This is a genomic window from Arthrobacter sp. Sr33 (assembly GCF_054511195.1).
On record NZ_JBTNDD010000009.1, the window covers coordinates 1 to 24291 of the forward strand.

Genomic DNA, 24291 nt, shown 5'->3' on the forward strand with positions numbered 1-24291 from the left:
CACACACACCACCCGTGAACGGCATCAAAAGACGTTCACACCAAGGATGGTGTAAAGATATGCTGCTTTCGTCCACTATGCGGTTCCCAACCAACAACAGGAACCAAAAAAAACAACACAATACAGGTATATACTGTTCAAGTTGTAACCAAAAAAACTTCCCACCCCACACGGCTCACACAGCCAGTGCAGGGGAACGGGTAAAAGGGTTACGGCGGTCACAGCGTGGGGGAAACGCCCGGTCCCATTCCGAACCCGGAAGCTAAGACCCACAGCGCCGATGGTACTGCACCCGAGAGAGTGTGGGAGAGTAGGACACCGCCGGACAACCATTAGACGAAAGGCCCCACCACCGGTGGGGCCTTTCGCACTTAACCCACCACACCCCAAACACCCCTGATGCAGGCCCTACAATGGGTAGGGCGGCGAAGCATGCCACCCACACAGATTCATAGAGAAACCGAACGGAAACCGCACCAGTGCCGGCTCCGTTTGTAATGAGAGGAACCGCGTAGCCATGGCCGACCAAGACCGCAATCACGGAGCGGACCGGGCAGACCGACGGCCCGATCGATCAGGTACCCAGGGCGGCCGGTCGGTTGGCAAGCAGAGCGACGCCCCCCGGGGCTCGGCCTCCCGCGATGATAGGGCGGGTGGGTATCGGGGAGCACGTCCGAACACCGGCGGGTCATCAGCCGGCCGCGGTGCCAGCCAGGGCAGGGGAAGCGGTCCACGTGACGAAAACCGTGGCGGCTCCGAGCGCGCCGAGAGTGGGAAGCGTTCCTTCAACGCCCGGGACCTTCGCAGCGCCAACCGTCCAGACCGCGAACGGTCCCCAAATATCGATGAGGATGTCACTGGCGCTGAACTGGATCGGGTGACCCGGGCGCAGATCCGCAACCTTGAAGAAAAGAGCGCCGAGTGGGTGGCCCGCCACCTCGTAATGGCGGGCCGTCTGCTTGAGGATGAGCCCGAACTGGCATTCCAGCACGCCCTGGCGGCCAGCCGCCGCGGTGGCAGGCTCGCCGTCGTGCGTGAAGCAGTGGGCCTGACCGCCTACGCTGCCGGACACTACGGTGAGGCGCTCCGTGAGTTCCGCACCTATCGCCGGATCAGCGGTTCGAACGACCACCTTCCGGTCATGGCCGACTGTGAACGTGGGCTGGGCCGCCCCGACCGCGCCCTTGATCTTGCTCAATCAGAGGAGGCCGAAGGGCTGAGTTCTGCGGGCAAGGTGGAACTGGCCATGGTGGTCTCCGGGGCTCGCTCAGACCTGTTGCAGCACGATGCCGCGGTCGCCGCACTGGAAATCAGCCAGCTCGACCGCAACCGTGCGTTCAGCTACAGCCCACGGCTGTTTCGCGCCTACGCTGAGGCCTTGGCGGCGGTTGGCCGTACCGCCGAAGCAGAGCAGTGGCGCCGTCAGGCCGGGATCGCCGACAGCGCTCTGGGGTTGGGCGAGTTCGCCGAGCCGGACATCGTTGATCTCGGCGGTGACGATGAGGAGGTCCCCGATGCCTCGGCCGCCCGTCGGCGGGTTGCTTCGGCTCCCACCGGCAGTCCCGGGACCACCTCGCTGACTGAACGCCGGCCGGGAACAGGCGACGCCCCCGCAGCCGACAGTGAGCCGGACACCGTCACTGGGTCGGACGCCGTCACTGAGTCGGAGGACGAACCGCGTCTCGAAGCGAAGTCGGCCGGTCAGGAAGCGGCGGAAGCGGCAGCCGCCCAGCAGTCCGTGGAAACGCCGGGCGCCCCCGACGACGTCCCGGAGGAGGAGGTGCGCCGCGCACCTGCCACCTGGCGTTCACTCAACCGGCCCGCTCCAATTCGCACCAGCCCCGAAGGCGGGCAGGACACCGAAAGGCACCATGACTGAGGCTTCCCTGATCTCGTCCTACGATGCACTCTTAGCCGATCTGGATGGTGTCGTCTACGCGGGACCCAACGCCATTCCTGGTGCGGTGGAGTCCCTGGAACGTTTGGCGGACATCGAAGTCGCCCTCGCCTACATCACCAACAACGCGTCCCGGTCAGCCGAACAGGTTGCAGCACACCTGCGCGAGCTGGGTGCTCCGGCGACGGCGGCCCAGGTGTTCGGGTCGGCGTTTGCCGGGGCTGAGCTCCTGGCCACACTGGTGCCCGCCGGGTCGACCGTCCTGGTCACCGGCAGCCAGACCCTGGTCGACCAGGTCAAGGCGCAGGGTTTGGTCCCAGTCACCTCCGCTGAGCCAACTCCTGATGCAGTCATTCAGGGCTTCGACCCCAACCTGGGGTGGAAGGATCTGGCTGAGGCTGCCTACGCGGTGGCGGGTGGTGCGGTGTGGGTAGCAACCAACACGGACCTGTCCATTCCGCAGCTCCGCGGAATCGCCCCCGGCAACGGGTCGCTGGTCGCGGCGGTCACCGCCGCCACCGGTAGCACCCCCGCGGTCGCCGGCAAACCCGAAGCGGCGTTGTTCACCACTGCCGCCAAGCACCTCGGTGTCTCTCGCCCACTGGTGGTTGGAGACCGGCTCGATACCGACATTCTGGGCGGAAACCGTGCCCGGATGGACACTGCCCTGGTGCTCACCGGCGTCGACACGGTGCGGACGGCGCTGGCGGCTGTCGCCGGTCAGCGTCCCAAGTACCTCCTGGCCGACCTTGAGGGCCTCTACGAGCCGTACCCGGAAATCAGCCACAGCGACGGCGTGTACCGGTGCGGGGCGTCGTCGGCGATGGTCGACGACGGAACGGTCCACCTGACCGGGGACCTGGCGAACCTCGACACCTGGCGTGCCGCCTGCAGCGCCTGGTGGAGCGCTAATCCTGACCCTGCGACCGCCGCACTGCCCGCCCTGCAGTCCGCGGGCAGCCCGGTTCTCGCCGATTCCGCAGGTCGCTGATGACTGGCGCTGCCCCGAGTGTGCCGTCACCTGAAGACAGCGTGGATCACGCTGCAATAGATGACGCCGCAATAGACGACGCTGAAATAGACCATGCCGCAACGGTTGGCGAGGGCCCGGACTTTCCCCGCAGGGCGGAGACCAGCGGGGACACCAGCGTGGATGGGCTGACCGCTCATCTGGCCGACATCCCGGGCCTCCCCATTGACGACCACAACCGCCTGTACACGGGGCTCCATGACGGCCTGCTTGCCGAGCTCAACGCCGATCCGCCCAAAGCCCATGACGCGCCTTGACCAGGCTCTGGTGGCCCGAGGGCTGGCACGGTCCAGGTCGCACGCCGCCCAGCTCATCGCCGCCGGCCGGGTGCGCCGCGCCGGCGTCATCCAGGCCAAGGCCGCCAGTAAGGTCCAGGATTTTGAGGAGCTGGCAGTCGACGACGGCGGTGCCCCCGACTTCGTGAGCCGTGCCGGGGTGAAACTTGACGGGGCGCTGCGGTCTTTCACCGGGGTCGCTGTGGAGGGGAAACGGTGCCTCGACGCTGGCGCCTCCACGGGCGGCTTCACCGAGGTGCTCCTGCGCGCTGGCGCCTCCCGTGTGGCAGCCGTCGACGTCGGGCACGGCCAGCTCGTTGCGGACCTGCGCCGGGACCCACGGGTCGACGTCGTCGAGGGGCTAAACGTGCGTCAACTGGAGCCCGACGCCATCGGAGGCCAGGTCGATCTGACGGTCGCGGACCTGTCCTTCATTTCCCTCACCCTGGTGCTGCTCCCACTCGCCCGGGCCACCAAACCCGGCGGTGACATGGTGCTGCTCATCAAACCCCAGTTCGAAGTGGGCAAGGGAAAACTGAACTCCAGCGGGGTGGTGGCAACCGAACCGGAACGGCGCCGCGCCGTCGGACAGGTGATCGGGAGGGCCCTGGCCCACGGACTGACCGTGTCGGGGCTGATTCGCAGTCAACTACCGGGTCAGGACGGAAATGTTGAGTTCTTTGTGTGGATAACAGTGCCGACCGGCCCGTTGGTGCCTAGGATCGAAGGGGAGCTTGATCGCATGACCCGGCAGGTGCTGGACTCCAGCACTGCTTTTACTGATGCCCGGCTAGTTACCGGCACGCCAGACGGCGCACGGGATACGACGGAGCTTCAATGACACGACGGATACTGGTCCTTGCCCACACCGGGCGGCACGACGCGATGGCGGCTGCCCAGGAAGCCTGCACGCAGCTGCACCAGTCAGGGTTGGTCCCCGTCATGCGGGATGAGGAACTGAAGGACATCCAGGACGAGTACGGGGTGCTCACCGCGCCCACCGAAACCCTAGGCGTCGACGTCGGACTCGACGAGGTTGAGCTGGGGATGGTCCTGGGCGGCGATGGGACCATTCTCCGCGCCGCAGAACTGGTCCGCGGCTCCGAGGTCCCCCTTCTCGGCGTCAACCTCGGGCACGTCGGGTTCCTCGCCGAAAGTGAACGGGCCGACCTCACCGAGACGGTGCGCCGGGTGGTGGACCGTGATTACACCGTCGAAGAGCGGATGACCATCGACGTCCAGGTGTGGCGCGGTGACGTCCTCGCAGCCCAGACCTGGGCGCTGAACGAGGCGGCCGTCGAGAAGGCCAGCCGCGAACGGATGATCGAGGTGGTGATGGAGGTTGATGGGCGACCCCTCAGCTCGTTCGGGTGTGACGGTGTGGTGATGGCAACACCCACGGGGTCGACCGCCTACGCCTTCTCCTCCGGCGGACCCGTGGTCTGGCCCGAGGTGGAAGCCCTGCTGATGGCGCCGATCAGTGCCCACGCCCTCTTCACCAAACCACTGGTGATCGCGCCGACGTCGGTCCTCGCCGTGGAGATCCTCACCCGCACCGACGCGGCGGGCGTCCTGTGGTGCGACGGGCGGCGCACCGTCGACCTGCCGCCCGGCGCCCGGGTGGAAGTCCGCCGTGCAGCTACCCCGGTCCGGTTGGCTCGCACCCAACTCACCCCCTTCTCCGAGCGACTCGTGAAGAAGTTCTCGCTCCCCACCCAGGGCTGGCGTGGCCCGACCAGTCATGCAGGAGGTACCGGCCAGTGATCGAAGAAATCCGCATCCGCGACCTTGGCGTCATCACCGATGCCACACTGCACCTGGGCGGCGGTTTCACCGTAGTGACCGGTGAAACCGGTGCCGGCAAGACGATGGTGATCACCGCTCTGGGGCTGCTGCTCGGCGCGCGGGCCGACGCCGGTGCCGTACGTCTCGGAGCGAAAGCCGCTTCGGCCGAGGCGGTCCTCCGGATCGCCCCGCACAGCACCGCCGCACTGCGTGCCGCGGAAGCGGGCGGGGAATTGGACGAGTCGGAGGGCTCGGCTGAGCTGATCGTCGCACGCACTGTCAATGGTGATGGACGGAGTCGCGCGTACGTCGGCGGCAGGTCAGCCCCGGCGGGGGTGCTCGCTGAGCTGGGATCGGCGCTGGTGGTAGTCCACGGCCAGTCCGATCAGCTACGCCTGAAAACCACTGCGGCCCAGCGGGAAGCGCTGGACAAATTCGCGGGGGCCCCACTGGCTGAGGTGCTGGGACGCTATCAGGTGAGTTACCGTCGCCTGCAGGAGGCGGCCGCCGAGCTGGAGCAACTCCTGACCGACTCGCGGGAGCGGGTCAGGGAGGCCGAATCACTGCAGGCCGCGCTCGAGGAAATTGACGCCGTCGCACCGCAGCCGGGTGAGGATGACAACCTGAAGGCGGAGTCCATCCGTCTGGGCCACGTCGAGGAGCTTCGGACCGCGGCGTTCAAAGCCCACCAGGCGCTCGTCTCGGGTGAATTCGCCGACGACCAGGACGCCACAGTGCTCGTGGATGCCGCCAAACGCCAACTGGAATCGGCGGGGGACCATGACCCAGCCCTGGCCGCGCTGGCTGGGCGACTCGCCGAAGTGGGCTACATCCTCACCGATATTTCAACCGAACTGTCGGGCTATAGCGCCTCCCTCGACAGCGACGGACCCGGCCGGCTGGCCGAAGTCGAATCGCGACGGGCCGAACTGGCCGTCCTCATCCGCAAGTACGCGCCCAGCATCGACGAGGTGCTTGACTGGGCTGCGGCCGGGCAGCTCCGGCTCGGTGAGCTAGGCGACGACTCCACCCGGATCGAGGCGCTGGGGAAGGAGATTGCCGCCCTTGAGCAGACGGTGGGTGCGCAGGCCGAGGAACTCACCGCCCTGCGCACCGTCGCCGCCGCCACGCTCGCAGAGCGGGTCACCGACGAACTGTCGGCACTCGCCATGGCGGCGGCCAGCCTGGTCATCGACGTGACGGCAGGGGAGCGCACCCTGTTCGGCGCCGACTCGATCGCGTTCCTGCTACAGCCACACCCCGGCTCGGCCGCGCGGCCGCTGGGGAAGGGCGCGTCGGGCGGTGAACTCTCCCGGGTGATGCTCGCAATCGAAGTGGTGCTGGCCGCCGTCGACCCCGTACCGACCTTCGTGTTCGACGAGGTGGACGCGGGAGTGGGCGGCAAAGCGGCGGTGGAAATCGGGCGACGACTCGCCATGCTCGCCGAACACGTCCAGGTGATTGTGGTCACCCATCTGCCCCAGGTGGCGGCGTTCGCGTCCCAACACATCAGGGTGACCAAGAACGTGTCGGCGACCGCCGCCGGCGACGGTGTCACGGCCAGCGACGTCGAAGTCCTGCCCGAAGCGGAGCGGGTGCGGGAGCTGGCACGCATGCTTGCCGGGCAGGAGGAGTCGGCGTCGGCCCAGGCACACGCCGAGGAACTGCTCGCAGACGCAGCGCGGACCGCCTCGAAGTGCTAGGCTCGAACTCCGTGGTGCAATCAACAAATTCCCGGTTCCAGAAGTCCGCCAAGACTACCAAGCACGTCTTCGTGACGGGTGGCGTAGCCTCCTCCCTCGGGAAGGGACTCACCGCTTCAAGCCTCGGTCATCTTCTCCGTGCGCGTGGCTTATCAGTCACGATGCAGAAGCTCGACCCGTATCTCAACGTGGACCCGGGCACCATGAACCCGTTCCAGCACGGCGAGGTCTTCGTGACCGACGACGGCGCTGAAACGGACCTCGACATCGGCCACTACGAGCGTTTCCTCGATGAAAGCCTTGACGGCTCGGCGAACGTCACGACCGGCCAGATCTACTCGACGGTCATCGCCAAGGAACGCCGCGGCGAATACCTCGGCGACACCGTCCAGGTCATCCCGCACATCACCGACGAGATCAAGCGCCGGATGCGGTTGCCTTCCGAACCCGTCGAAGCCAAGAAGGCGCCCGACGTCATCATCACCGAGATCGGTGGCACCGTCGGCGACATTGAGTCGCAGCCGTTCCTTGAGGCTGCCCGCCAGGTACGCCAGGACATTGGCCGCAACAACGTGTTCTTCCTGCACGTCTCCCTGGTGCCCTACATCGGCCCCTCCCAGGAACTGAAAACGAAGCCAACCCAGCACTCGGTGGCGATGCTCCGATCCATCGGCATCCAGCCGGATGCCATCGTGATCCGCTCGGACCGCGAAATTCCGGACGCCATGCGGGAAAAGATCGGTCGCATGTGCGACGTCGACGTCGACGCCGTCGTCAATGCCGCCGACGCCGCGAGCATCTACGACATTCCGAAGACCCTGCACGCACAGGGCCTCGACGCGTACATTGTGCAGGCCCTTGACCTGAAGTTCAAGGACGTCAACTGGACCAAGTGGAACAAACTTCTCGACGCCGTCCACCACCCCAAACACACCGTCGAAATTGCCCTGGTGGGCAAGTACATCGACCTGCCGGACGCCTACCTGTCGGTGACTGAGGCGCTGCGCGCTGGCGGTTTCGCCAACAAGTCCAAGGTGATCATCCGCTGGGTGCCCTCGGACGACTGCGACACCCCCGAAGGAGCGGCGCAGGCCCTCGACGGAGCCGACGCCATCTGCGTGCCGGGCGGCTTCGGTATCCGCGGCCTCGAAGGCAAACTCGGTGCCCTCAAGTACGCCCGAGAAAACTCGGTCCCCACGCTGGGACTCTGCCTCGGGTTGCAGTGCATGGTCATCGAATACGCCCGCAACGTGGTGGGCCTTGAAGGCGCATCCTCGAGTGAGTTTGATCCCGACACCGAGTTCCCGGTCATCGCGACCATGGCCGAGCAGTTGCACATTGTCGACGGCGACGGCGACATGGGCGGCACCATGCGCCTGGGCCTGTGGGAGGCGAAGCTCGACGAAGGTTCAGTGGTGGCCCGCACCTACGGGAAAACCACTGTGAGCGAACGCCACCGCCACCGCTACGAGGTCAACAATGACTTCCGTGAGCAGATCTCGGCCGCCGGCATGGTGTTCTCCGGAACGTCCCCCGACGGCAAGCTGGTCGAGTTTGTTGAACTGCCAAAGAGCGTCCACCCGTACTATGTGGCCACCCAGGCGCACCCCGAGCTGAGCTCACGCCCCACCCGGCCGCACCCGCTGTTCGCCGGACTGGTAAAGGCTGCACTGCTCCGCCGCGGGGTCAAGGCCTAACATGAGCCAGGGGGCGGACATGGACGAATCGGCGCAGCCGCTGGGTGACCAGCAGAGCCCCCGGCGTTTGCTGGACTCCACGGTGGTCTACGAGGGCAGGATCTGGAACGTCGTCAGCGACACGTTCTCCCTAACCGATGACGGCCACGGCGAACCGCTGGTGCGTGACTATATCGAGCATCCCGGTGCTGTGGCGGTATTGGCCCTGAACGACGCCGGGCAGGTGCTGTTGATCAACCAGTACCGCCACCCGGTGCGGATGACGCTCTGGGAAATCCCGGCGGGCCTGCTCGATGTTCCTGATGAGGACTTTGTGGCGGCTGCAGCGCGGGAGCTCGCCGAGGAGGCGGACCTCACTGCTGAGCGGTGGAACGTCCTGACCGACCTGTTCCTGTCACCCGGGTCCTCCAGTGAAGCGTTGCGTATCTATCTGGCGCGGGGCGTCGCGGAGATCCACCCTGATGCGCGCCACGAACGCACCCACGAGGAAGCCGAAATTGAGCTGGCGTGGGTTGACCTGGACGAGGCAGTCGCCGCCGTCCTGGCCGGTAGAATCCACAGCCCTTCGGCAATCGCAGCGATTCTCGCCGCGTCAGTGGCACGGAACTCCGGCTACGAACAACTGCGACCCGCCGACGAGCCCTGGCCTGAACACTCCAGCCAGCACCACACCTGGCCCAACGGATCGGTCCTGAAGGGCTGACGATGGCGGTTCCTGCAACGAGGACCGCAGTGGACGAGCTGCGGGAAACCGGCCCCGGACGGCTCATGAGCGAATACCTTCAGCACATGGCAGTGGAACGTGGCCTGTCGGTCAACACCCTTGCCGCGTACCGGCGTGACCTGTTGAGGTATCACCGGTTTCTGGCGGCCCGTTCAGTCACCGACGTGCAGCGGATCACCCGGCATGACATCTCGGCGTTCGCGCAGGCCCTGTCCACCGGTTCTGATGGCCTCGCCCCGTTGAGTCCGCGGTCCGCCGCGCGCACCGTGGTCGCGGTCCGTGGCCTGCACCGGTTCTGGGCCCTCGAGGGCATCTGTACCGCCGATCCCGCCCACGACATTCACCCTCCCATCGCCGGTAAGCGGCTCCCGAAAGCCATCTCGGTCGATGAGGTGACCCGCATCCTCGAGGCCGTGAACACGGACACCCCGGGTGGACAGCGGGACCGGGCGCTGCTGGAATTCCTGTACTCCACCGGCTCCCGGATCAGTGAGGCGGTCGGGCTCGACGTCGACGACGTGTCGGTGGATGCGGCTCTGGAAGGCCCCGCCGTCGTCCGCTTGTTCGGCAAGGGGTCCAAGGAGCGGATGGTGCCGTTGGGGTCGTACGCGGCGAAGGCCATTGACTCCTACCTGGTCCGGGCCCGGCCAGCCCTGTCCGCCAACGGTCGGGGTAACCCGGCACTGTTCCTGAACCTGCGCGGTGGGCGACTGAGCCGGCAGAGTGCGTGGACCATCCTGAAGTCGGCGGCCGAGAAAGCCGGTGTGACCCGCGAGGTGTCGCCGCACACCCTGCGGCACTCCTTCGCGACCCACTTGCTGGAAGGCGGCGCTGATGTGCGGGTGGTGCAGGAGCTGCTCGGCCACGCCTCGGTCACCACCACCCAGGTGTACACCCTGGTTACTGCGGATACCCTCCGCGAGGTATATGCTGCTGCGCATCCACGCGCTCTCTGATCCGCGGAGTCGATGTAACCTCAGCGAGCCAGCTGGAAACTAACTGTGCATGAACAGGTTACTCACTTCAGGGGGGCCAATGTTGCAGCATGACGAAGGTTTTTTTGCCGCAATCCACAGAGAGCATCGCCCGCGCGTTTTCAACTACATTCACCGCAGGGTCAACAGCCGTGAAGCCGCTGATGAGCTGACCAACGACGTCTTCCGCGTCGCCTGGCAACGCAACCCGGACCCTGCAGATCTGACCATCGCGTGGCTGCTGGCCGTCGCCCACCACCTGATTGGCAACGAGTACCGACGGCGTGAGCGCTCCGAGCAGCTGATGCAACGGATTCGTTCCACGGCGGTGCTGCAATCGAGGACCGCGCAAAGCGCCCAGCAGCACACGGTGGCCGAGGCACTCCTCGGGCTGCGGGACAGGGAACGGGAAATCCTGCTGCTCGCCTACTGGGATGACCTGAGCTTGGCGGATATCGCCCAGGTACTGGCCTGCAGCCCATCCGCCGCGAAAGTTCGCCTGCACCGGGCACGCAAAGCGTTCGCCGCCCAGCTGCCCACCGCAATGATGGCCGAGGGAGTTGCCTGAAATGGACCGCATCGAAAACCTGATCCGGGGACTGGACCCGGTCCGTGCTGAGGGCCGGGCGAATGGAGCTGCCGATTCCCAGCCGGCTTCGGAAGCGGACGAAGACGCCGGGGTGTTCAGCGACGACCGCCCAGTGGTGGTGCCGCTGGCGCGGCGGCGAACCGTCGTCCTCGTGCTTGCCGGTGCCGCTGCGGCAGCGGCTGTGGCCGGCGCGATCGTGGTGGGCAGCTCCATGGGTGTCCTGGGTCCGTTGCCGGCGGGCACCACTGATCCGGAGCCCGCCCCGAAGCCGACGACGGTGGGCGAGGGCACCGCCGATCCCGCCCCTGAGCCGACGGCCGTGCCCACCGGGCCTCCCGCCGACGTCGGGTGCCAGCCACAAGATGTTGACCGGCTGATGGAACAGGGCAGCGACTTCGCCTCCTACACCCCGTGGACCACGAATCCCCAGTACTACCCGGTGATCGGGTGTACCGACGAGTGGATGTCGATGGAGCTGACCGAGGAAGGGTACGCGGTCGAGGGCAAGGACGGGGGCAACGCCTGGTTCTACATCGCCCAGCGCGTCAACGGCCAATGGGTCATTGACCTCGATACCTACGGCGCGATTCTCCGGTGGGAGTTCCTCATGGAGGACCCCAACAGGACACCCCAGGAACTGATGGACCAGCGATTCATCGAAGCGGGCATCCCGGTGGAACTGCGGGAAGAGCTGGTCGGAGCCGGTCCCACCGCTGATGAACTGGTGCGGGGCCTTGACGCACCGGAGCTGGGCCTGTCCTACAGGATTCCGCTGGGCTGGGGGATTGTTGACGTGGCTGATGGGTACAACCTTGTCGACACCACGGGGAACGTTGTTTCCACGCTTATGCGGTCACGGGAGTCGGGAATTGGCGGGGCATGCTCGGAGCCCCCGGTGCCGTGGCGGGAAGTGCGGTCGGTTCCGGTGTCGATCGATACCCCGAGCGGGCCGGTAGGCGCCAGGTTTGTGCTCCGGGTATTCACCGGCGATCGACTCGTCGGCACCACGGCGCTGGTGTTGTCCACCGACCCCACCTCGGGTGAGGCCTGCATGCTCTATAACGTCATCTCGAATGCCGAGGTCGGCTTGCTGTCCCTGACAAACAACTTCCAGCTCACACCGTACGAGGTGGGTCGGGAGTTCGCATCCCTGGCGGAAGCTGAAGAGTATGCCGGGTCGGCGGAGTTCGACGCCCTGGCGGCTATCGCCGATTCGATAATCATCACCGACTAGTCACCCCTTAGACCGGGGAGTTCGGTCTGGCGACTCAGGTCCGCCCTGAGTCGCCAGACCTCACGGTTCGGTGGCGGTTGAGGCGGCTACACTTGGGCCTCATGAGCCCCCGCCCCGTCGTTTTGTGCTTCCTGTTCCGTGACACGGAATCGGGTAGCGAAGTACTGCTCGGGCTCAAGAAGACGGGGTTCGGCGCCGGGCGGATTGTTACCCTCGGCGGGGGAGTCGAACCCGGCGAAACCGCGCCCCAGGCAGCGGTACGGGAAGTTGCGGAGGAATCCGGCGTTGTCGTCGGCGTGGCCCAACTGACCCAGCTGGGGCGGATCCGTTGGCGGTTCCCAGCCCAGCCGGCCGCCGACATGGACGCAGCGATCTTCACCGCCGTCGAGTGGACCGGAACTCCGCAGCCCACCGCCGAGGTGGACCCCGCCTGGTATCCCGTCGATGACCTGCCGTGGGATGGCATGTGGGACGACGCACGGCACTGGCTGGGGTCGGTGATCGCCGGCGAACAACTGGACGTGCTCGTCTCCCTCAACCCGGACAACAAGACGGTCCGCAGCGCAATCTTCGCCTAGACAGTACGGATCGAGTCAACCCAGAACTGGTCGGGCCAACCCATAAGGGTCGAGTCAACGGAAATGACGGGTTCTCCAAGGAAAACCCGCCATTTCTGTTGACTCGATCCAATACAAGGGAGGGAGGCTAGGGGACCTGACGCTGCTCCGGACCGTTATAGGCGCTGAGCGGGCGGATCAGGGAGTTGGCGGCGGTCTGCTCCATGATGTGGGCGGTCCAACCGGTGATCCGGGCGGCGATGAACAGCGGCGTGAACATCTCGGTATCGAAGCCCATCAGGTGGTACGTGGGGCCGGCCGGATAGTCGAGGTTGGGCTTGATGCTCTTCGCCTCCTCCATCGCGGATTCCAGCCCGCTGTACAGGCCGAGCAGCTCCGGCCGGCCGAAGTGCTCGATCATCCGATCCAGGGCACCCTTCATGGTGGGCACCCGTGAGTCGCCGTTCTTGTAAACCCGGTGGCCGAAGCCCATCACCTTCTTCTTCTGGGCGAGAGCATCCTCCATCCAGGCCTTGGCGCGGGCGGCTGCCTCTTCCCGGGACTCGTCGGTGCGGATGCCGATCTCCTCGAACGTGTGCATCACTGCTTCGTTCGCGCCACCGTGCAGGGGGCCCTTCAGTGCACCGATGGCCCCGGTCACCGCCGAATGAAGGTCAGCCAGGGTGGACGTGATGACCCGGGCGGTGAAGGTTGAGGCGTTGAAGGAGTGCTCGGCGTATAGCACCATCGACACGTTGAACGCCTCGACGACCTCCGGGGCAGCTTCCTCACCGAAGGTCATCCAGAGGAAGTTCGCCGAATAGTCAAAATCGTCCCGCGGGGCGACGATCTCCTGACCACGACGACGGCGCTGGTCGTAGGCGACGACGGCGGGGAACGCTGCGAAGAGTTCCATCGCCTTCTCGAGGTTGGCCTCGGGGGAGGAATCCGATGCCTTGGGGTGGTTGGCGCCGAGCACCGACACGGCGGTGCGGGCGACGTCCATCGGGTGGCACGAGGTGGACAGCAGATCAATCGCTGCCTTCACATTGTCGGCCAGCGCACGGTGGCTACGCTCGAACGCAGTGAATTCGGCCAGCTGGTCCTTCGACGGAAGCTCGCCATGCCACATCAGGTAGGCAACCTCCTCGAAGCTGCACCTTGCGGCCAGCTCCTGCACCGGATACCCGCGGTAGAGCAACGAGTTGGTGTCGGAATTGACCATCGAGATAGCCGTGGTGTCGACGGTGACTCCGGCCAGGCCTTTGTAGATCTGCGTTTCTGTCGTTTCTGTCATGGGGACTCCTGTTCAACGGCGGAAGGGGCCTGCTGCGTCGTGTGCTCCGGTGAACCGGGCACCTGAAAATTGAAAACCGAGGTGTCAAAACGGTTGTACGCCTCGTAGTCCACGAGCTCGTACAGACGCGCCCTGGTCTGCATGGCACCGACGGCCCCCTGCTGGGTGCCGTCGGCCTTGATGATTTCCAGCGTACGCTCCGCGGCGCCCATTGCACTACGCAGCAGGGTGACGGGATAGATCACCATGTTGACTCCCGCCGAGGCGAGCTGGTCCAGTGTGAACAACTCGCTCTTCCCGAACTCGGTCATATTGGCGAGGATGGGGACGTCGACGGCGTCGCGGATGGCCTGGAATTCGGTCAGGTCCCGCATCGCCTCGGGGAAGATCGCGTCGGCACCGGCGTCCACCAGCGCTTTGGCACGGTCCTTGGCTGCCTGAAGGCTATCGGTGCCGCGGATGTCGGTCCGCGCCATGATCAGGAAGTTCGGGTCACGGCGGGCGTCGGCGGCCGCCCGGATGCGTTTGGTGGCCGTGTCCAGATCCACCACGTTCTTGCCATCCAGATGCCCACACCGTTTGGGGTTGAACTGGTCCTCAATGTGGCAACCGGCCAGGCCGGCGTTTTCAAGTTCCTGGATGCTCCGCGCCACGTTCATTGGCTCACCGAAGCCGGTGTCGGCGTCGACAATTGATGGCAGGTCGGTCATTCGGGCGATCTGCCCGGCGCGGGTGGCGACCTCGGTGAGCGTCGTCAGGCCAATATCCGGTAGGCCGAGATCGTTGGCGAGGACCGCGCCGGAGATATAGACGCCGTCGAACCCCTTGTCCTCAATCAGCCGTGCCGACAGGGGATTGAATGCACCGGGGAACTGCTGGATCCGGCCCGAGGCGAGACCCTCCCGGAACGCGATGCGCTTCTGCTCGGGGGTGATGGCTGAGTACAACATTTAGAACAGTCCCTTCGGGGCGGTGTCGGGGTCAATGATGCCGGCAGCGGCGACGAGGTTGAGCTGGTCCAGTTCGCCTGCCGCGAGCTCCGGCAACCGCTCGACGACGGCGAGGAACCGGTCGATCTCTGCCTCGTCGACAATCCGGTGGCCGTCCTGGCCCGCGGCCAGGGTGCGTAGCTTGTTGATGTACTGCTCCCGGGCGAATGGCCGGGCGCCGAGGGGGTGCGCGTCGGCGACGGCCAGCTCGTCGGTGAGGACCGTGCCGTCGGTCAGGGTGATCTCCACCCGGCCGCCGAAGGCCTTCTCGCTGATGTCGAGCGAATGGTAACGCCGGGTCCACTCCGGGTCCTCCAGCGTAGTGACCTTCTGCCAAAGTGCCACGGTGTCGGCCCTGCCAGCCCGCTCCGGGGTGTAGGAATCGACGTGGTGCCAGGAGCCGTCCTGCAATGCGACCGTGAAGATGTAGGGGATCGAATGGTCGAGGGTCTCGCGTGACGCGGTGGGATCGTACTTCTGCGGGTCGTTTGCACCGGACCCGATCACGTTGTGGGTGTGGTGCGAGGTGTGGATGACGATCGACTGCACCTGCTCGGGATCGGCGGCCTCCGGGTGGGCCGCATGGAGCTTGCGGGCGAGGTCGATCAGGGCCTGCGCCTGGTACTCGGCCGAGTGCTCCTTGGTGTAGGTGTCAAGAATGGCCCGCTTGGCTTCGCCGGCCGCCGGTAGCGGAACCTCGTACCTGCCGTCCGGGCCATCCAGCAGCCACGCAATGAACCCGTCTTCGCCCTCGTAGATCGGGGTGGGGGAGGTCTGGCCGCGCATCGCCCGGTCCGCTGACTCCACCGCCATCTTCCCGGCGAAGGCCGGAGCATGGGCCTTCCAGGTGGAAATCTCGCCCTTCCGGGATTGACGGGTGGCAGTGGTGGTGTGCAGGGCCTGGCCGATGGACTGGAAAATGGTTTCGACGTCGAGCTCCAACAACGTGCCGATCCCAGCAACCGCCGACGGGCCGAGGTGCGCCACGTGGTCAATCTTGTGCTTGTGGAGGCAGATGGCCTTCACCAGGTCCACCTGAATCTCGTAGCCGGTGGTGATCGCGCGCAGCAGGTCCCGCCCTGATCGCCCGGTGTGCTGGGCAACGGCGAGGATTGGCGGAATGTTGTCGCCAGGGTGGGAGTAGTCGGCGGCCAGGAACGTGTCGTGGTAATCCAGTTCCCGAACGGCGACGCCGTTGGCCCAGGCAGCCCACTCGGGGGACGTCTTCTCCTGGATGCCGAAGATGGTGGCGCCGGCACCGTTCGACGACGCCGGGTGGCTGGTGGCCTGGGCGCGGGCGGCGACCACTGGGGCGCGCGTGAACGAGGCGACGGCCACCGAGGCGTTATCGATGATGCGGTTGATCACCATGTCGGCGACGTCGGCGTCGACCTCCACCGGATCGGCAGCGACCAACGCCAGCCGGTAGGCGAGCTGCTCCTCGCGGGGGAGGTTTTCGTCGCTGCGGTGGGTGCGGACCAGATGATGTTCAACCATTGAGGTGAGCCTTTCGGGATGGGGCGAATCCGGCGTCGAAGCTAAGTTTCGACGCCAGTAGGTGGGCAAGACTGTTGTGCAGGTGGATCTTGGTGGCGGCTATCGCCAGATCGGTGTTGCCACCGGCGATTGACCGGGCGATCTGCGCATGCTCGGCAGCTGAGGCGAGCAGCCGTTCGCTGTTGTCTTTGGCGAGGCGCCTGATACGCACAAGTTGCGCGCGGAGTTGGCCCTGCGCCTGGCGGAGGAATTGGTTGTCCGCGGCGTCGTCGACGGCGACGTCCAGTTCCGAGACCAGGGCATAGTAATCGCGCCGGTCGGGGTCGGCACCGGCGATGAGGCTGGACGCGGCCTCGAAGCGCTGCGCCAGAGCGGTGAAGACGTGGGGGTCCCGGTGCACCGCGGCCAGCTCTGCGGCCTTGCAATCCAGAGCCAGGCGCACGTCGAACAGCTGGGTCATTTTCGCCAGGGAAATATCGGTGACGACGACGCCGCGTCCGGTCTGGGCGGCGGTCAAGCCTTCCGCGCTGAGCCGGGCGAGTGCTTCCCGCAGGGGGGTTCGTGAGACTCCGAGCCGGGCCGACTGCTCAACTTCGGCGAGTACTGTCCCGGGGATCAGACGCCATTCGACAATGTCGGACTTTAATGCGGCGTAGGCCCTGTCGCTGGCTCGCATTGATCCTCCTGCCGACGCTGGCCTGTACCGGTGACGGTGTTCACTAGTACTGCCAATGTATACAAGGAGGACCAGTACCGCAAGATATCAGCCGAAAAAATGGACAATTCCGCATTCTCTGTATACACGGCGCGGGCTTGCTCAGTAGGATGACACCACAACACACTGACGTGGAGGAGAGCTCAATGAGCCAGGACTATCGCACGCTGTATCGCCAAAGCCTTGAGGCACCCGACGAGTTCTGGCTGGAAGCGGCTCAGGCGGTGACCTGGACGCGGCCACCGACCACCGCAGTAGACAGCACACACGCGCCACTTCACCGGTGGTTTCCCGACGGAGGGCTGAACACCTCCTACAACGCCCTGGACCGGCACATCGAGGCCGGGCGGGGCGACGCCACGGCCCTGATCTACGATTCGGCGATGCTTGGCCTGGCGCGGGAATACACCTACACCGAATTGCGCGATGAGGTGGCACGCTTTGCCGGGGTGCTGCGCTCGCAGGGAGTGGCCAAGGGGGACCGGGTGGTTATCTACCTGCCCATGGTGCCGGAAGCGGTGATCGCGATGCTTGCCACCGCACGCCTCGGGGCGATCCACTCGGTGGTCTTCGGTGGTTTTGCCGCGAAGGAACTCGCCTCACGGATCCAGGATGCCCGGCCCACCGTCGTCGTGACGGCGTCTGGTGGTCTGGAGCCCCGCGGGCCCATCGAGTACCTCCCGTCAGTGCACCAGGCTCTCGACCTCAGCGACCACCGGGTGGCCACGGTGATCGTGAAATCCCGTGATGGGTTCCTCCACCAAGCGTCCGAGTACGGTTCGACGTCGGACGGTTCGACGTCGGACGGTTCGACGTCGAAGACTCGGGGATCGGAGCCTCCGTCGTCGGGCACCCGGGGATCGGAGACGGTCTGGCTGGACTGGGATACCGCGCAGGCCACCGCCGACCCAGCCGACCCGGTCCCCGTCCTCGCGACTGACCCGCTCTACATCCTGTACACGTCGGGAACCACCGGGTCCCCCAAGGGCGTGGTGAGGGACAACGGCGGCCACGCCGTCGCCCTGGCCTGGTCGATCACGAACATATTCGGTGTCGGCCCGGGTGATGTGATGTTGACGGCATCGGATGTGGGCTGGGTGGTGGGTCATTCATTCATCGTCTACGCGCCGCTGCTCGTGGGGGCGACCACGGTCCTGTACGAGGGGAAACCGGTCGGCACGCCCGATGCTGGCGCGTTCTGGCGGCTGATCGACGAGCACCGGATCAACGTCATGTTCACCGCGCCGACGGCGTTGCGTGCGGTGCGGAAGGTTGATCCGGAGGCGGCGCTGCTGCAGCACTACGACACCTCGAGCCTGCGGTTGCTGTTCTGCGCCGGCGAGCGGCTCGACATCGACACCTACCACTGGGCCGGAACGACTCTCGGTGTGCCAGTGATCGACAACTGGTGGCAAACCGAGACGGGCTGGCCCATCTGTGCGAACCCGCGGGGAATCGAGGAACTTCCCATCAAGCCAGGCTCGCCGACCTTGCCGCAGCCCGGGTATGACCTGAGGATTCTCGACGGCGACGGCCAGGAGGTGCCCGCCGAGACCGAGGGCAACATTGCGTTGAAACTGCCGCTGCCTCCCGGGACGCTGCCCACCCTGTGGGGGAGCGACGAACGGTTCATCAGCTCATATCTCAGCGCTTTCGACGGCTACTACGTTACGGGCGACTCCGGCTACCTCGACGACGACGGCTATGTCTTCGTCATGGGCCGCACCGACGACATCATCAACGTGGCGGGGCACCGGCTTTCCACCGGGGCTATCGAGCAGGTGCTGGCTCAGCATCCAGCTGTTGCCGAATGCGCCGTCATCGGGTTGGCCGACGCATTGAAAGGGCAGCGTGCCAGCGGCTATGTGGTGCTCAAAGCCGGGACCAACATCAGCGCGGAGACGCTTCAACAGGAACTGGTGGACCTGGTCAGGAACCAGATCGGCCCAGTAGCCGACTTCAAGCAGGCTGTGGTGGTGGATGGCCTGCCGAAGACGAGGTCCGGGAAAATCCTCCGCAAGACCATGCGTCAGATCGCTGCCGGCGAGGATTACGTAGTGCCCTCCACCATCGAGGATCAAAGTGTGCTGGATGCCATGAAGCCGGTGCTGCAACCCAGGGGTGCGGGATCTAGCTGATCCAGGAGTATTCGAACTCGGGCCGCCCTCGGGTGCCGTACCGCGGGACGCGGCGGGCGGACTCCTGGTCGGCCAGATACTCCAGGTAGCGGCGGGCGGTGACCCGGGACAGCGCCAGATCTGCCGCGACCTCCACCGCCGAGACAGCGGTCCCACCCCGCTTGAGCATCAGGATCACACCCTTGAGCGTCTCGTGGGACAGACCCTTCGGCAGGCTCCCCTGTGCGGGCGGGCGGAGCGCGGCCAGCGCGTTGTCCACCTCTGACTGGGTGGTGGAGGACGCCTGCGCTACCAGCTTGTCACGGAATGAACGGTAGTTGGTCAGCTTGTCGCTGAACGCTGAATAGGTGAACGGTTTGATGAGGTACTGGACGATCCCGGAGGAGATGGCCGACCTGACAATGTGCAGTTCACGGACGGCGGTGATGGCAACGACGTCAGTGGGCAGGCCAGCTCCGCGGATCCTTCGAATAATGTCCAGGCCGTGAGTGTCGGGCAGGTTCATGTCCAGCAGCACCAGGTCCACCCGTTCGGCACCGGGGCCCAGGAATCCCATCGCCTCTGACCCGTTGTGGGCCACCCCCACCAGGCTGAATCCCTCCAGCCGCCTGACGTATTCGGCGTGGGCTTCGGCGGTGATGGTGTCGTCTTCAATCACCAGGACCCTGATGTCCTCAGACATGGGTACCTCCAGGGAGTGGAGTCGGTGAGGTAGTGGTCGGGTCGAGGGGCAGCAGGACTGTGAAACGGGCGCCATCGTCGTTCGCCACCGAAATGGCCCCGCCGAGCCGCTGCACCGCCTGCCGCACCAGTGCCAGCCCCAGTCCGCGCCCCGGGCCGCCTGCCACCTCGGTTTCTTTGGTGCTGAACCCCAGGGTGAAGGCGTCAGTGCCAGCGGCCGTCAGTCCGCTCCCACTATCGCGCACCGCGAGCTCCAGGTTGTCGCCCCGGCGTTCGAGGGTGAGACTCACCTTGCGTCCGAGGGAGTCGGCAGCGGCGTCGAATGCGTTGTCCAGCAGGTTCCCAATGATGGTCACCAGTGCGCTCGGATCCAGGTGCGAGGTTTCGATGGAGCCGTCGACGGCGATCGCCAGCTCGATCCCTCGCTCGTTGGCCTGGGCCGACTTGCCCACCAGGAGCGCAGTGATGAACGGCTCGTCAATGGCGCCGAGGACGTCGTCGGTGAGCTGCTGCGAGTGGGTCAGGTCCCGGGTGGCAAAGTCCAGGGCCTCTGCACGGCGGTCCAGTTCGATCAGCGACACGATGGTATGCAAACGGTTGGCGTGTTCGTGGGTTTGGGCACGAAGGGCGTCGGTGAGGGTACGCATGGTCTGCAGCTCACCGGTCAGCGATTCGATCTCCGTGTGGTCCCGCAGCGTGGTGACGGTGCCCAGGGGTTTGGCCCCGGAGGCCCGCGTGCCCCCGCCGGGTACCGCCGCTTCCTGGTTGACGACGAGGATCCGGTCGGTGGTGACGTGAAATTCATCGATCGCCTGCCGCCCGGTGGTCAGCAGTTCGACGAGCGACGGCGGGAGGTCCAGCCCGGCGGCAGCCGTCGGTTGCCCGGCCCTGGCGGGCGGCAGCCCGAGGAGGTGGGCCGCCTGGTCGTTGTAGAGCACCAGTTCACCGCGGGGGTTGGTGAGGACCAGACCCTCGCGGACGGAGTGCAGCACCGAGTCGTAAAACACGAACATGTGGGAGAGCTGGTCCGTCCCCAGTCCCAGGGTCGCCCGACGTAGGTGGCGACTGAGCAGGAAGGACACTGCAGCGCCAGCCGTTACAGCGCCAGCGGCGATCAGAAAGAGGAGCGGCAGCTGAGCGTTCCGGGCAATCGTGACCGTGTCCACGGTGACACCGGCCGCCACCATGGCGACCACCTCGCCGTCGCCGTCGGTCACCGGCATAATGGCCCGCACCGAGGGACCCAGGGTGCCCGAGAACGTCTCGGTGTGCGAGCGGCCAGCGAGGGCCTGCTCCACAGAGCCGATGTAGCGGCTGCCGATCTCCTCGGGATTGCGGTGGGTGAACCGGGTGCGGTCGGGGGCCATGATGGTGATGAAATCGACGCCGAGATCGTCCATCACCTCGATCGCATACGGCTGAAGTGCCGCACTGGGGTCGGCCAGTTCGAGCGAGGCGCTGACAAAAGGGTCGTCGGCGAAAGTGGTGGCGATCGCCAACATGCGGTCAGCCGAGGTCTCGTAGGTGTTCTGCTCCGCATCCAGATACAGCACCCAGGAGATTGCAGCGGTCAGGGCCAACACAAACACCAGTTGTCCGGCGAAGAACTGCCGCGCCAGGCTCCATTTCCTCACCGTTTCAACGGCTCCCTTCAATTGATGCTGCGAACAGTATGAACGCAATGGTGATTCAGATCACTGTACGCCCGAGCATGGAACAGACAGCTTTGAATCATTCACCGAAGGAGTATGGCTATGGCGCCATCAAAATCCACCGCAGGCCAGCCACCCGTGCCGGCACAGGGGAAACCCAAGAAGCGGGTAGACAAGACCCATTTCCTCTACATTGCAGTGATTGCGGCGGTGATCCTCGGCGCCATTCTCGGCCTGATGGCTCCGGAATTCGCGAAAAGCCTCAAGCCCATCGGTGCTGGCTTTATCGGCCTGATCAAGATGATGATCGCTCCAATTATCTTCTGCACCATTGTGCTGGGTATCGGGTCCATCGCCAAAGCCGCGACGGTCGGCAAGGTCGGTGGCCTGGCTCTTGGCTACTTCATGCTGATGTCCACCTTCGCCTTGGCCATCGGCCTGGTTGTCGGCAACATCGTCCAGCCCGGTGAAGGCCTTGACCTTTCCGGCGCCACTTACGACGCCGGTGACCCCGCAGAGGCGACCGGCACCACCGACTTCCTGCTGGGCATCATCCCGGTCACGCTGCTCGCTTCCCTGACCGGAACCAGCATCCTACAGACCCTCTTCGTTGCGCTTTTGGTCGGTTTCGCCCTGCAGGGGATGGGGTCCGCTGGCAAGCCAATCCTCCGCGGTATCGGTCACATCCAGGCACTCGTCTTCCGCATCCTCATCATGGTGATGTGGCTGGCCCCGATCGGCGCGTTCGGCGCAATTGCCGCCGTCGTCGGTGAAACCGGCGTCCAGGCGATCGTCAGCATGTTCACACTGATGGCTGCGTTCTACGTGACCTGCATCCTCTTCATTGTGGTGATCCTGGGCGGCTTGCTGAAGCTCGTCACCGGCGTCAGTATCTTCAAGCTGATGAAGTACCTCGGCCGTGAATACCTGCTGATCTTCTCCACCTCGTCCTCCGAGGCAGCACTGCCACGCCTGATCGCCAAAATGGAACACCTGGGCGTCTCCAAGCCAGTTGTGGGCGTCACCGTTCCCACCGGCTACTCCTTCAACCTTGACGGCACAGCGATTTACCTGACTATGGCGTCATTGTTTGTTGCGTCCGCTCTCGGTACCCCGCTGGCTCTCGGCGAGCAGATCTCGCTGCTGATCTTCATGATCATCGCCTCCAAGGGTGCAGCGGGTGTGACGGGTGCAGGCTTGGCCACGCTCGCCGGTGGCCTGCAGTCGCACCGTCCGGACCTGGTGGACGGCGTTGGCCTGATCGTCGGCATCGACCGGTTCATGTCCGAGGCCCGCGCGCTGACCAACTTCACCGGAAACGCCGTCGCCACCGTGCTGATCGGTAAGTGGACCAATGAGATCGACCGGGTCCGTGTTGACGAGGTCCTGTCCGGTAGCCTGCCGTTCGACGAAGCGACGATGACGTCCAACCACCTGGGCGACGACGTCGAAGACGGCTCAGCTGTCACCACCGATAAGGCAGTCGACAACCTTCGTGATCGCGACGACGACCGTCGGGTTGTCGCTGCCCGTTAGGCTCACAGTCCCTGTAGAACCTGAATAGGCCTCTTCCCGATTGGGGAGGGGCCTATTCTGCTGTTCGTCGGACGCAGCGGGTGGTGCGCAGCGAACTGTCCCACTGACCGGCCCCGATGACTGGAATGGCGGATTCAAGTGGTCGACGTCGGCCGGTGGGCTAGTGTAAAACCGGTTCCAGGACCAGGCTCCGATGAAGCTTGAACCTCAAGTTGAAACTAAAGGCTCGCGGGCGGTGCCGACGGATTTACCGGTCGGAATGCAGCCCCGGTTGTAACGTTGTGGGCAGGTAAGCAAGCAATACTTTCAGCACACCGATTAACGGAAGCGTGGATACATACGTGAGTAGTGAACAGGGTTCCACAACTCTGAAGGACGCCGAGATTGGGCCCACAGGTCGCCCGGTTACGGTGTTCCCCGAACCACCGGTCCTGTCCTCCCACGGACCGGCCCGCGTGATAGCCATGGTGAACCAAAAGGGTGGCGTCGGCAAGACCACCTCCACCATCAACCTGGGTGCGGCGCTCGCCGAGGCAGGCCGTCGCGTGCTCCTGGTGGATTTCGATCCCCAGGGTGCGCTGTCCGCAGGCCTCGGCACCAACCCGCATGAACTGGACGTCACCGTCTACAACGTGCTGATGGACCGCAAAGTTAAGATCCAGGACGCCATCCAGACCACAGCGTTCGAGAATGTTGACCTGTTGCCCGCCAACATCGACCTGTCAGCGGCCGAAGTGCAGTTGGTGAACGAGGTGGCCCGCGAACAGGTACTGGACCGTGCCCTCCGTAAGGTCTCGGATGATTACGACGTCATCCTGATCGACTGCCAGCCATCGCTCGGCCTGTTGACGGTCAACGCGCTCACCGCAGCGCACGGCGTGATCATTCCACTGATCTGCGAGTTCTTCGCGTTGCGGGCTGTTGCGTTGCTGGTCGAAACGATCGAGAAGGTCCAGGACCGGTTGAACCCGCGACTACAGGTCGACGGCGTCCTGGCCACCATGTACGACGCCCGGACACTGCACAGCCGCGAAGTTATTGCACGCCTGGTCGAGGCCTTCGGCGACAAGGTGTTCGAGACCGTCATCAAGCGCACCATCAAGTTCGCCGACGCGACGGTCGCCGCGGAACCGATCACTTCGTACGCGGCCAACCACTCGGGAGCAGATTCCTACCGCCGACTCGCCAAGGAACTGATCGCGCGCGGCGGCGCCCCCTAACCATGCAGCGCGCCGCGCCCTTCTCCATGCAGTGCGCCGACGCTCGTGCGTGACGCCGAGCCCGACGTCGTCGTTCCCGACGGCGTTGTCCCTAACGGTGA

Annotated in this window: 21 protein-coding genes and 1 rRNA gene; 16 read left to right on the forward strand and 6 right to left on the reverse strand. The window is 65.2% G+C overall.

The annotated features are described in order from the left end of the window. Positions 1 to 210: 210 nt before the first annotated feature. The 13 genes from rrf (at position 211) to ACX80T_RS12455 (ending at position 12486) form a co-directional block, all read left to right on the forward strand. Positions 211 to 327 (forward strand): 5S ribosomal RNA (gene rrf, locus ACX80T_RS12395). Positions 328 to 517: 190 nt separating this feature from the next. Then, on the forward strand, positions 518 to 1879 hold the full coding sequence (locus tag ACX80T_RS12400) for a hypothetical protein (protein WP_459304583.1): 1362 nt from the start codon (positions 518 to 520) through the stop codon (positions 1877 to 1879). After that, complete coding sequence (locus ACX80T_RS12405; RefSeq protein WP_024477071.1) at positions 1872 to 2888, forward strand: HAD-IIA family hydrolase; 1017 nt, start codon at positions 1872 to 1874, stop codon at positions 2886 to 2888. Before ACX80T_RS12400 ends, ACX80T_RS12405 begins: the two co-directional genes overlap by 8 nt. Continuing rightward, the gene (locus tag ACX80T_RS12410; protein WP_156911324.1) at positions 2888 to 3184 is read left to right on the forward strand and encodes a ubiquitin family protein; all 297 of its coding nucleotides are present in this window, start codon (positions 2888 to 2890) and stop codon (positions 3182 to 3184) included. The genes ACX80T_RS12405 and ACX80T_RS12410 overlap by 1 nt, the downstream gene beginning before the upstream one ends. Next, a complete protein-coding gene (locus ACX80T_RS12415; RefSeq protein ID WP_024477073.1) occupies positions 3171 to 4043 on the forward strand; it encodes a TlyA family RNA methyltransferase in 873 nt (290 codons plus the stop codon). The genes ACX80T_RS12410 and ACX80T_RS12415 overlap by 14 nt, the downstream gene beginning before the upstream one ends. Further along, positions 4040 to 4966, forward strand: a complete 927-nt coding sequence (locus ACX80T_RS12420) for an NAD kinase (protein ID WP_019483357.1) — start codon at positions 4040 to 4042, stop codon at positions 4964 to 4966. Before ACX80T_RS12415 ends, ACX80T_RS12420 begins: the two co-directional genes overlap by 4 nt. Continuing rightward, a complete protein-coding gene (recN, locus tag ACX80T_RS12425) occupies positions 4963 to 6690 on the forward strand; it encodes a DNA repair protein RecN (RefSeq protein WP_459304584.1) in 1728 nt (575 codons plus the stop codon). The genes ACX80T_RS12420 and recN overlap by 4 nt, the downstream gene beginning before the upstream one ends. Then, positions 6684 to 8387, forward strand: a complete 1704-nt coding sequence (locus ACX80T_RS12430) for a CTP synthase (RefSeq protein ID WP_019483359.1) — start codon at positions 6684 to 6686, stop codon at positions 8385 to 8387. Before recN ends, ACX80T_RS12430 begins: the two co-directional genes overlap by 7 nt. A 19-nt stretch (positions 8388 to 8406) precedes the next feature. Beyond that, a complete protein-coding gene (locus tag ACX80T_RS12435; protein ID WP_019483360.1) occupies positions 8407 to 9090 on the forward strand; it encodes an NUDIX domain-containing protein in 684 nt (227 codons plus the stop codon). Positions 9091 to 9092: 2 nt separating this feature from the next. Continuing rightward, the gene (gene xerD / locus ACX80T_RS12440; RefSeq protein WP_024477075.1) at positions 9093 to 10067 is read left to right on the forward strand and encodes a site-specific tyrosine recombinase XerD; all 975 of its coding nucleotides are present in this window, start codon (positions 9093 to 9095) and stop codon (positions 10065 to 10067) included. Between the two features lie 79 nt (positions 10068 to 10146). Beyond that, positions 10147 to 10653: an RNA polymerase sigma factor gene (locus ACX80T_RS12445; protein ID WP_024477076.1), complete on the forward strand. Its 507-nt coding sequence runs from the start codon at positions 10147 to 10149 to the stop codon at positions 10651 to 10653. A 1-nt stretch (position 10654) separates the two neighbouring features. Beyond that, positions 10655 to 11908 carry a hypothetical protein gene (locus ACX80T_RS12450; RefSeq protein WP_459304585.1) on the forward strand — a complete coding sequence of 418 codons (1254 nt, stop codon included), beginning with the start codon at positions 10655 to 10657 and terminating at the stop codon, positions 11906 to 11908. A 101-nt stretch (positions 11909 to 12009) separates the two neighbouring features. Further along, positions 12010 to 12486, forward strand: a complete 477-nt coding sequence (locus ACX80T_RS12455) for an 8-oxo-dGTP diphosphatase (RefSeq protein WP_459304586.1) — start codon at positions 12010 to 12012, stop codon at positions 12484 to 12486. A 127-nt stretch (positions 12487 to 12613) separates the two neighbouring features. Here the strand turns inward: ACX80T_RS12455 and ACX80T_RS12460 are convergent, their stop codons facing one another. The 4 genes from ACX80T_RS12460 to ACX80T_RS12475 are packed head-to-tail and all read right to left on the reverse strand — an operon-like array spanning position 12614 to position 16924. Then, positions 12614 to 13762, reverse strand: coding sequence for a bifunctional 2-methylcitrate synthase/citrate synthase (locus tag ACX80T_RS12460; protein WP_024476470.1), 1149 nt, complete (start codon positions 13760 to 13762; stop codon positions 12614 to 12616). Next, positions 13759 to 14712, reverse strand: coding sequence for a methylisocitrate lyase (gene prpB / locus ACX80T_RS12465; RefSeq protein ID WP_024476471.1), 954 nt, complete (start codon positions 14710 to 14712; stop codon positions 13759 to 13761). The genes ACX80T_RS12460 and prpB overlap by 4 nt, the downstream gene beginning before the upstream one ends. After that, positions 14713 to 16248 (reverse strand): MmgE/PrpD family protein, encoded by a 1536-nt coding sequence (locus tag ACX80T_RS12470; RefSeq protein WP_116779174.1) that lies wholly within the window; start codon positions 16246 to 16248, stop codon positions 14713 to 14715. Next, on the reverse strand, positions 16241 to 16924 hold the full coding sequence (locus tag ACX80T_RS12475) for a GntR family transcriptional regulator (protein ID WP_024476473.1): 684 nt from the start codon (positions 16922 to 16924) through the stop codon (positions 16241 to 16243). The genes ACX80T_RS12470 and ACX80T_RS12475 overlap by 8 nt, the downstream gene beginning before the upstream one ends. Before the next feature lie 185 nt (positions 16925 to 17109). Here ACX80T_RS12475 and ACX80T_RS12480 point away from each other — a divergent pair, with 185 nt between their 5' ends. Next, complete coding sequence (locus ACX80T_RS12480; protein WP_024476474.1) at positions 17110 to 19101, forward strand: AMP-binding protein; 1992 nt, start codon at positions 17110 to 17112, stop codon at positions 19099 to 19101. Here ACX80T_RS12480 and ACX80T_RS12485 read toward each other — a convergent pair. Both ACX80T_RS12485 and ACX80T_RS12490 read right to left on the reverse strand, forming a co-directional pair. Then, positions 19094 to 19783 (reverse strand): response regulator, encoded by a 690-nt coding sequence (locus ACX80T_RS12485; RefSeq protein ID WP_024476475.1) that lies wholly within the window; start codon positions 19781 to 19783, stop codon positions 19094 to 19096. The genes ACX80T_RS12480 and ACX80T_RS12485 overlap by 8 nt on opposite strands. Further along, on the reverse strand, positions 19776 to 21416 hold the full coding sequence (locus ACX80T_RS12490) for a sensor histidine kinase (RefSeq protein ID WP_024476476.1): 1641 nt from the start codon (positions 21414 to 21416) through the stop codon (positions 19776 to 19778). Before ACX80T_RS12490 ends, ACX80T_RS12485 begins: the two co-directional genes overlap by 8 nt. Before the next feature lie 120 nt (positions 21417 to 21536). On the opposite strand from ACX80T_RS12490, the gene ACX80T_RS12495 reads away from it, so the two are divergent. Together ACX80T_RS12495 and ACX80T_RS12500 are read left to right on the forward strand one after the other, a co-directional pair. Beyond that, complete coding sequence (locus ACX80T_RS12495) at positions 21537 to 22970, forward strand: C4-dicarboxylate transporter DctA (protein ID WP_019483379.1); 1434 nt, start codon at positions 21537 to 21539, stop codon at positions 22968 to 22970. 341 nt (positions 22971 to 23311) lie between these two features. Continuing rightward, a complete protein-coding gene (locus ACX80T_RS12500) occupies positions 23312 to 24190 on the forward strand; it encodes a ParA family protein (RefSeq protein ID WP_019483380.1) in 879 nt (292 codons plus the stop codon). Positions 24191 to 24291: the final 101 nt, after the last annotated feature.

Excerpts from the sequence above, each read along its gene's own strand:
- ACX80T_RS12400 (WP_459304583.1), top strand. The coding sequence starts at position 518 with ATGGCCGACCAAGACCGCAATCACGGAGCGGACCGGGCAGACCGACGG.
- ACX80T_RS12405 (WP_024477071.1), top strand. The coding sequence starts at position 1,872 with ATGACTGAGGCTTCCCTGATCTCGTCCTACGATGCACTCTTAGCCGAT.
- ACX80T_RS12410 (WP_156911324.1), top strand. The coding sequence starts at position 2,888 with ATGACTGGCGCTGCCCCGAGTGTGCCGTCACCTGAAGACAGCGTGGAT.
- ACX80T_RS12415 (WP_024477073.1), top strand. The coding sequence starts at position 3,171 with ATGACGCGCCTTGACCAGGCTCTGGTGGCCCGAGGGCTGGCACGGTCC.
- ACX80T_RS12420 (WP_019483357.1), top strand. The coding sequence starts at position 4,040 with ATGACACGACGGATACTGGTCCTTGCCCACACCGGGCGGCACGACGCG.
- ACX80T_RS12435 (WP_019483360.1), top strand. The coding sequence starts at position 8,407 with ATGGACGAATCGGCGCAGCCGCTGGGTGACCAGCAGAGCCCCCGGCGT.
- xerD (WP_024477075.1), top strand. The coding sequence starts at position 9,093 with ATGGCGGTTCCTGCAACGAGGACCGCAGTGGACGAGCTGCGGGAAACC.
- ACX80T_RS12445 (WP_024477076.1), top strand. The coding sequence starts at position 10,147 with ATGTTGCAGCATGACGAAGGTTTTTTTGCCGCAATCCACAGAGAGCAT.
- ACX80T_RS12450 (WP_459304585.1), top strand. The coding sequence starts at position 10,655 with ATGGACCGCATCGAAAACCTGATCCGGGGACTGGACCCGGTCCGTGCT.
- ACX80T_RS12455 (WP_459304586.1), top strand. The coding sequence starts at position 12,010 with ATGAGCCCCCGCCCCGTCGTTTTGTGCTTCCTGTTCCGTGACACGGAA.
- ACX80T_RS12460 (WP_024476470.1), bottom strand. The coding sequence starts at position 13,762 with ATGACAGAAACGACAGAAACGCAGATCTACAAAGGCCTGGCCGGAGTC.
- prpB (WP_024476471.1), bottom strand. The coding sequence starts at position 14,712 with ATGTTGTACTCAGCCATCACCCCCGAGCAGAAGCGCATCGCGTTCCGG.
- ACX80T_RS12470 (WP_116779174.1), bottom strand. The coding sequence starts at position 16,248 with ATGGTTGAACATCATCTGGTCCGCACCCACCGCAGCGACGAAAACCTC.
- ACX80T_RS12475 (WP_024476473.1), bottom strand. The coding sequence starts at position 16,924 with ATGCGAGCCAGCGACAGGGCCTACGCCGCATTAAAGTCCGACATTGTC.
- ACX80T_RS12480 (WP_024476474.1), top strand. The coding sequence starts at position 17,110 with ATGAGCCAGGACTATCGCACGCTGTATCGCCAAAGCCTTGAGGCACCC.
- ACX80T_RS12485 (WP_024476475.1), bottom strand. The coding sequence starts at position 19,783 with ATGTCTGAGGACATCAGGGTCCTGGTGATTGAAGACGACACCATCACC.
- ACX80T_RS12495 (WP_019483379.1), top strand. The coding sequence starts at position 21,537 with ATGGCGCCATCAAAATCCACCGCAGGCCAGCCACCCGTGCCGGCACAG.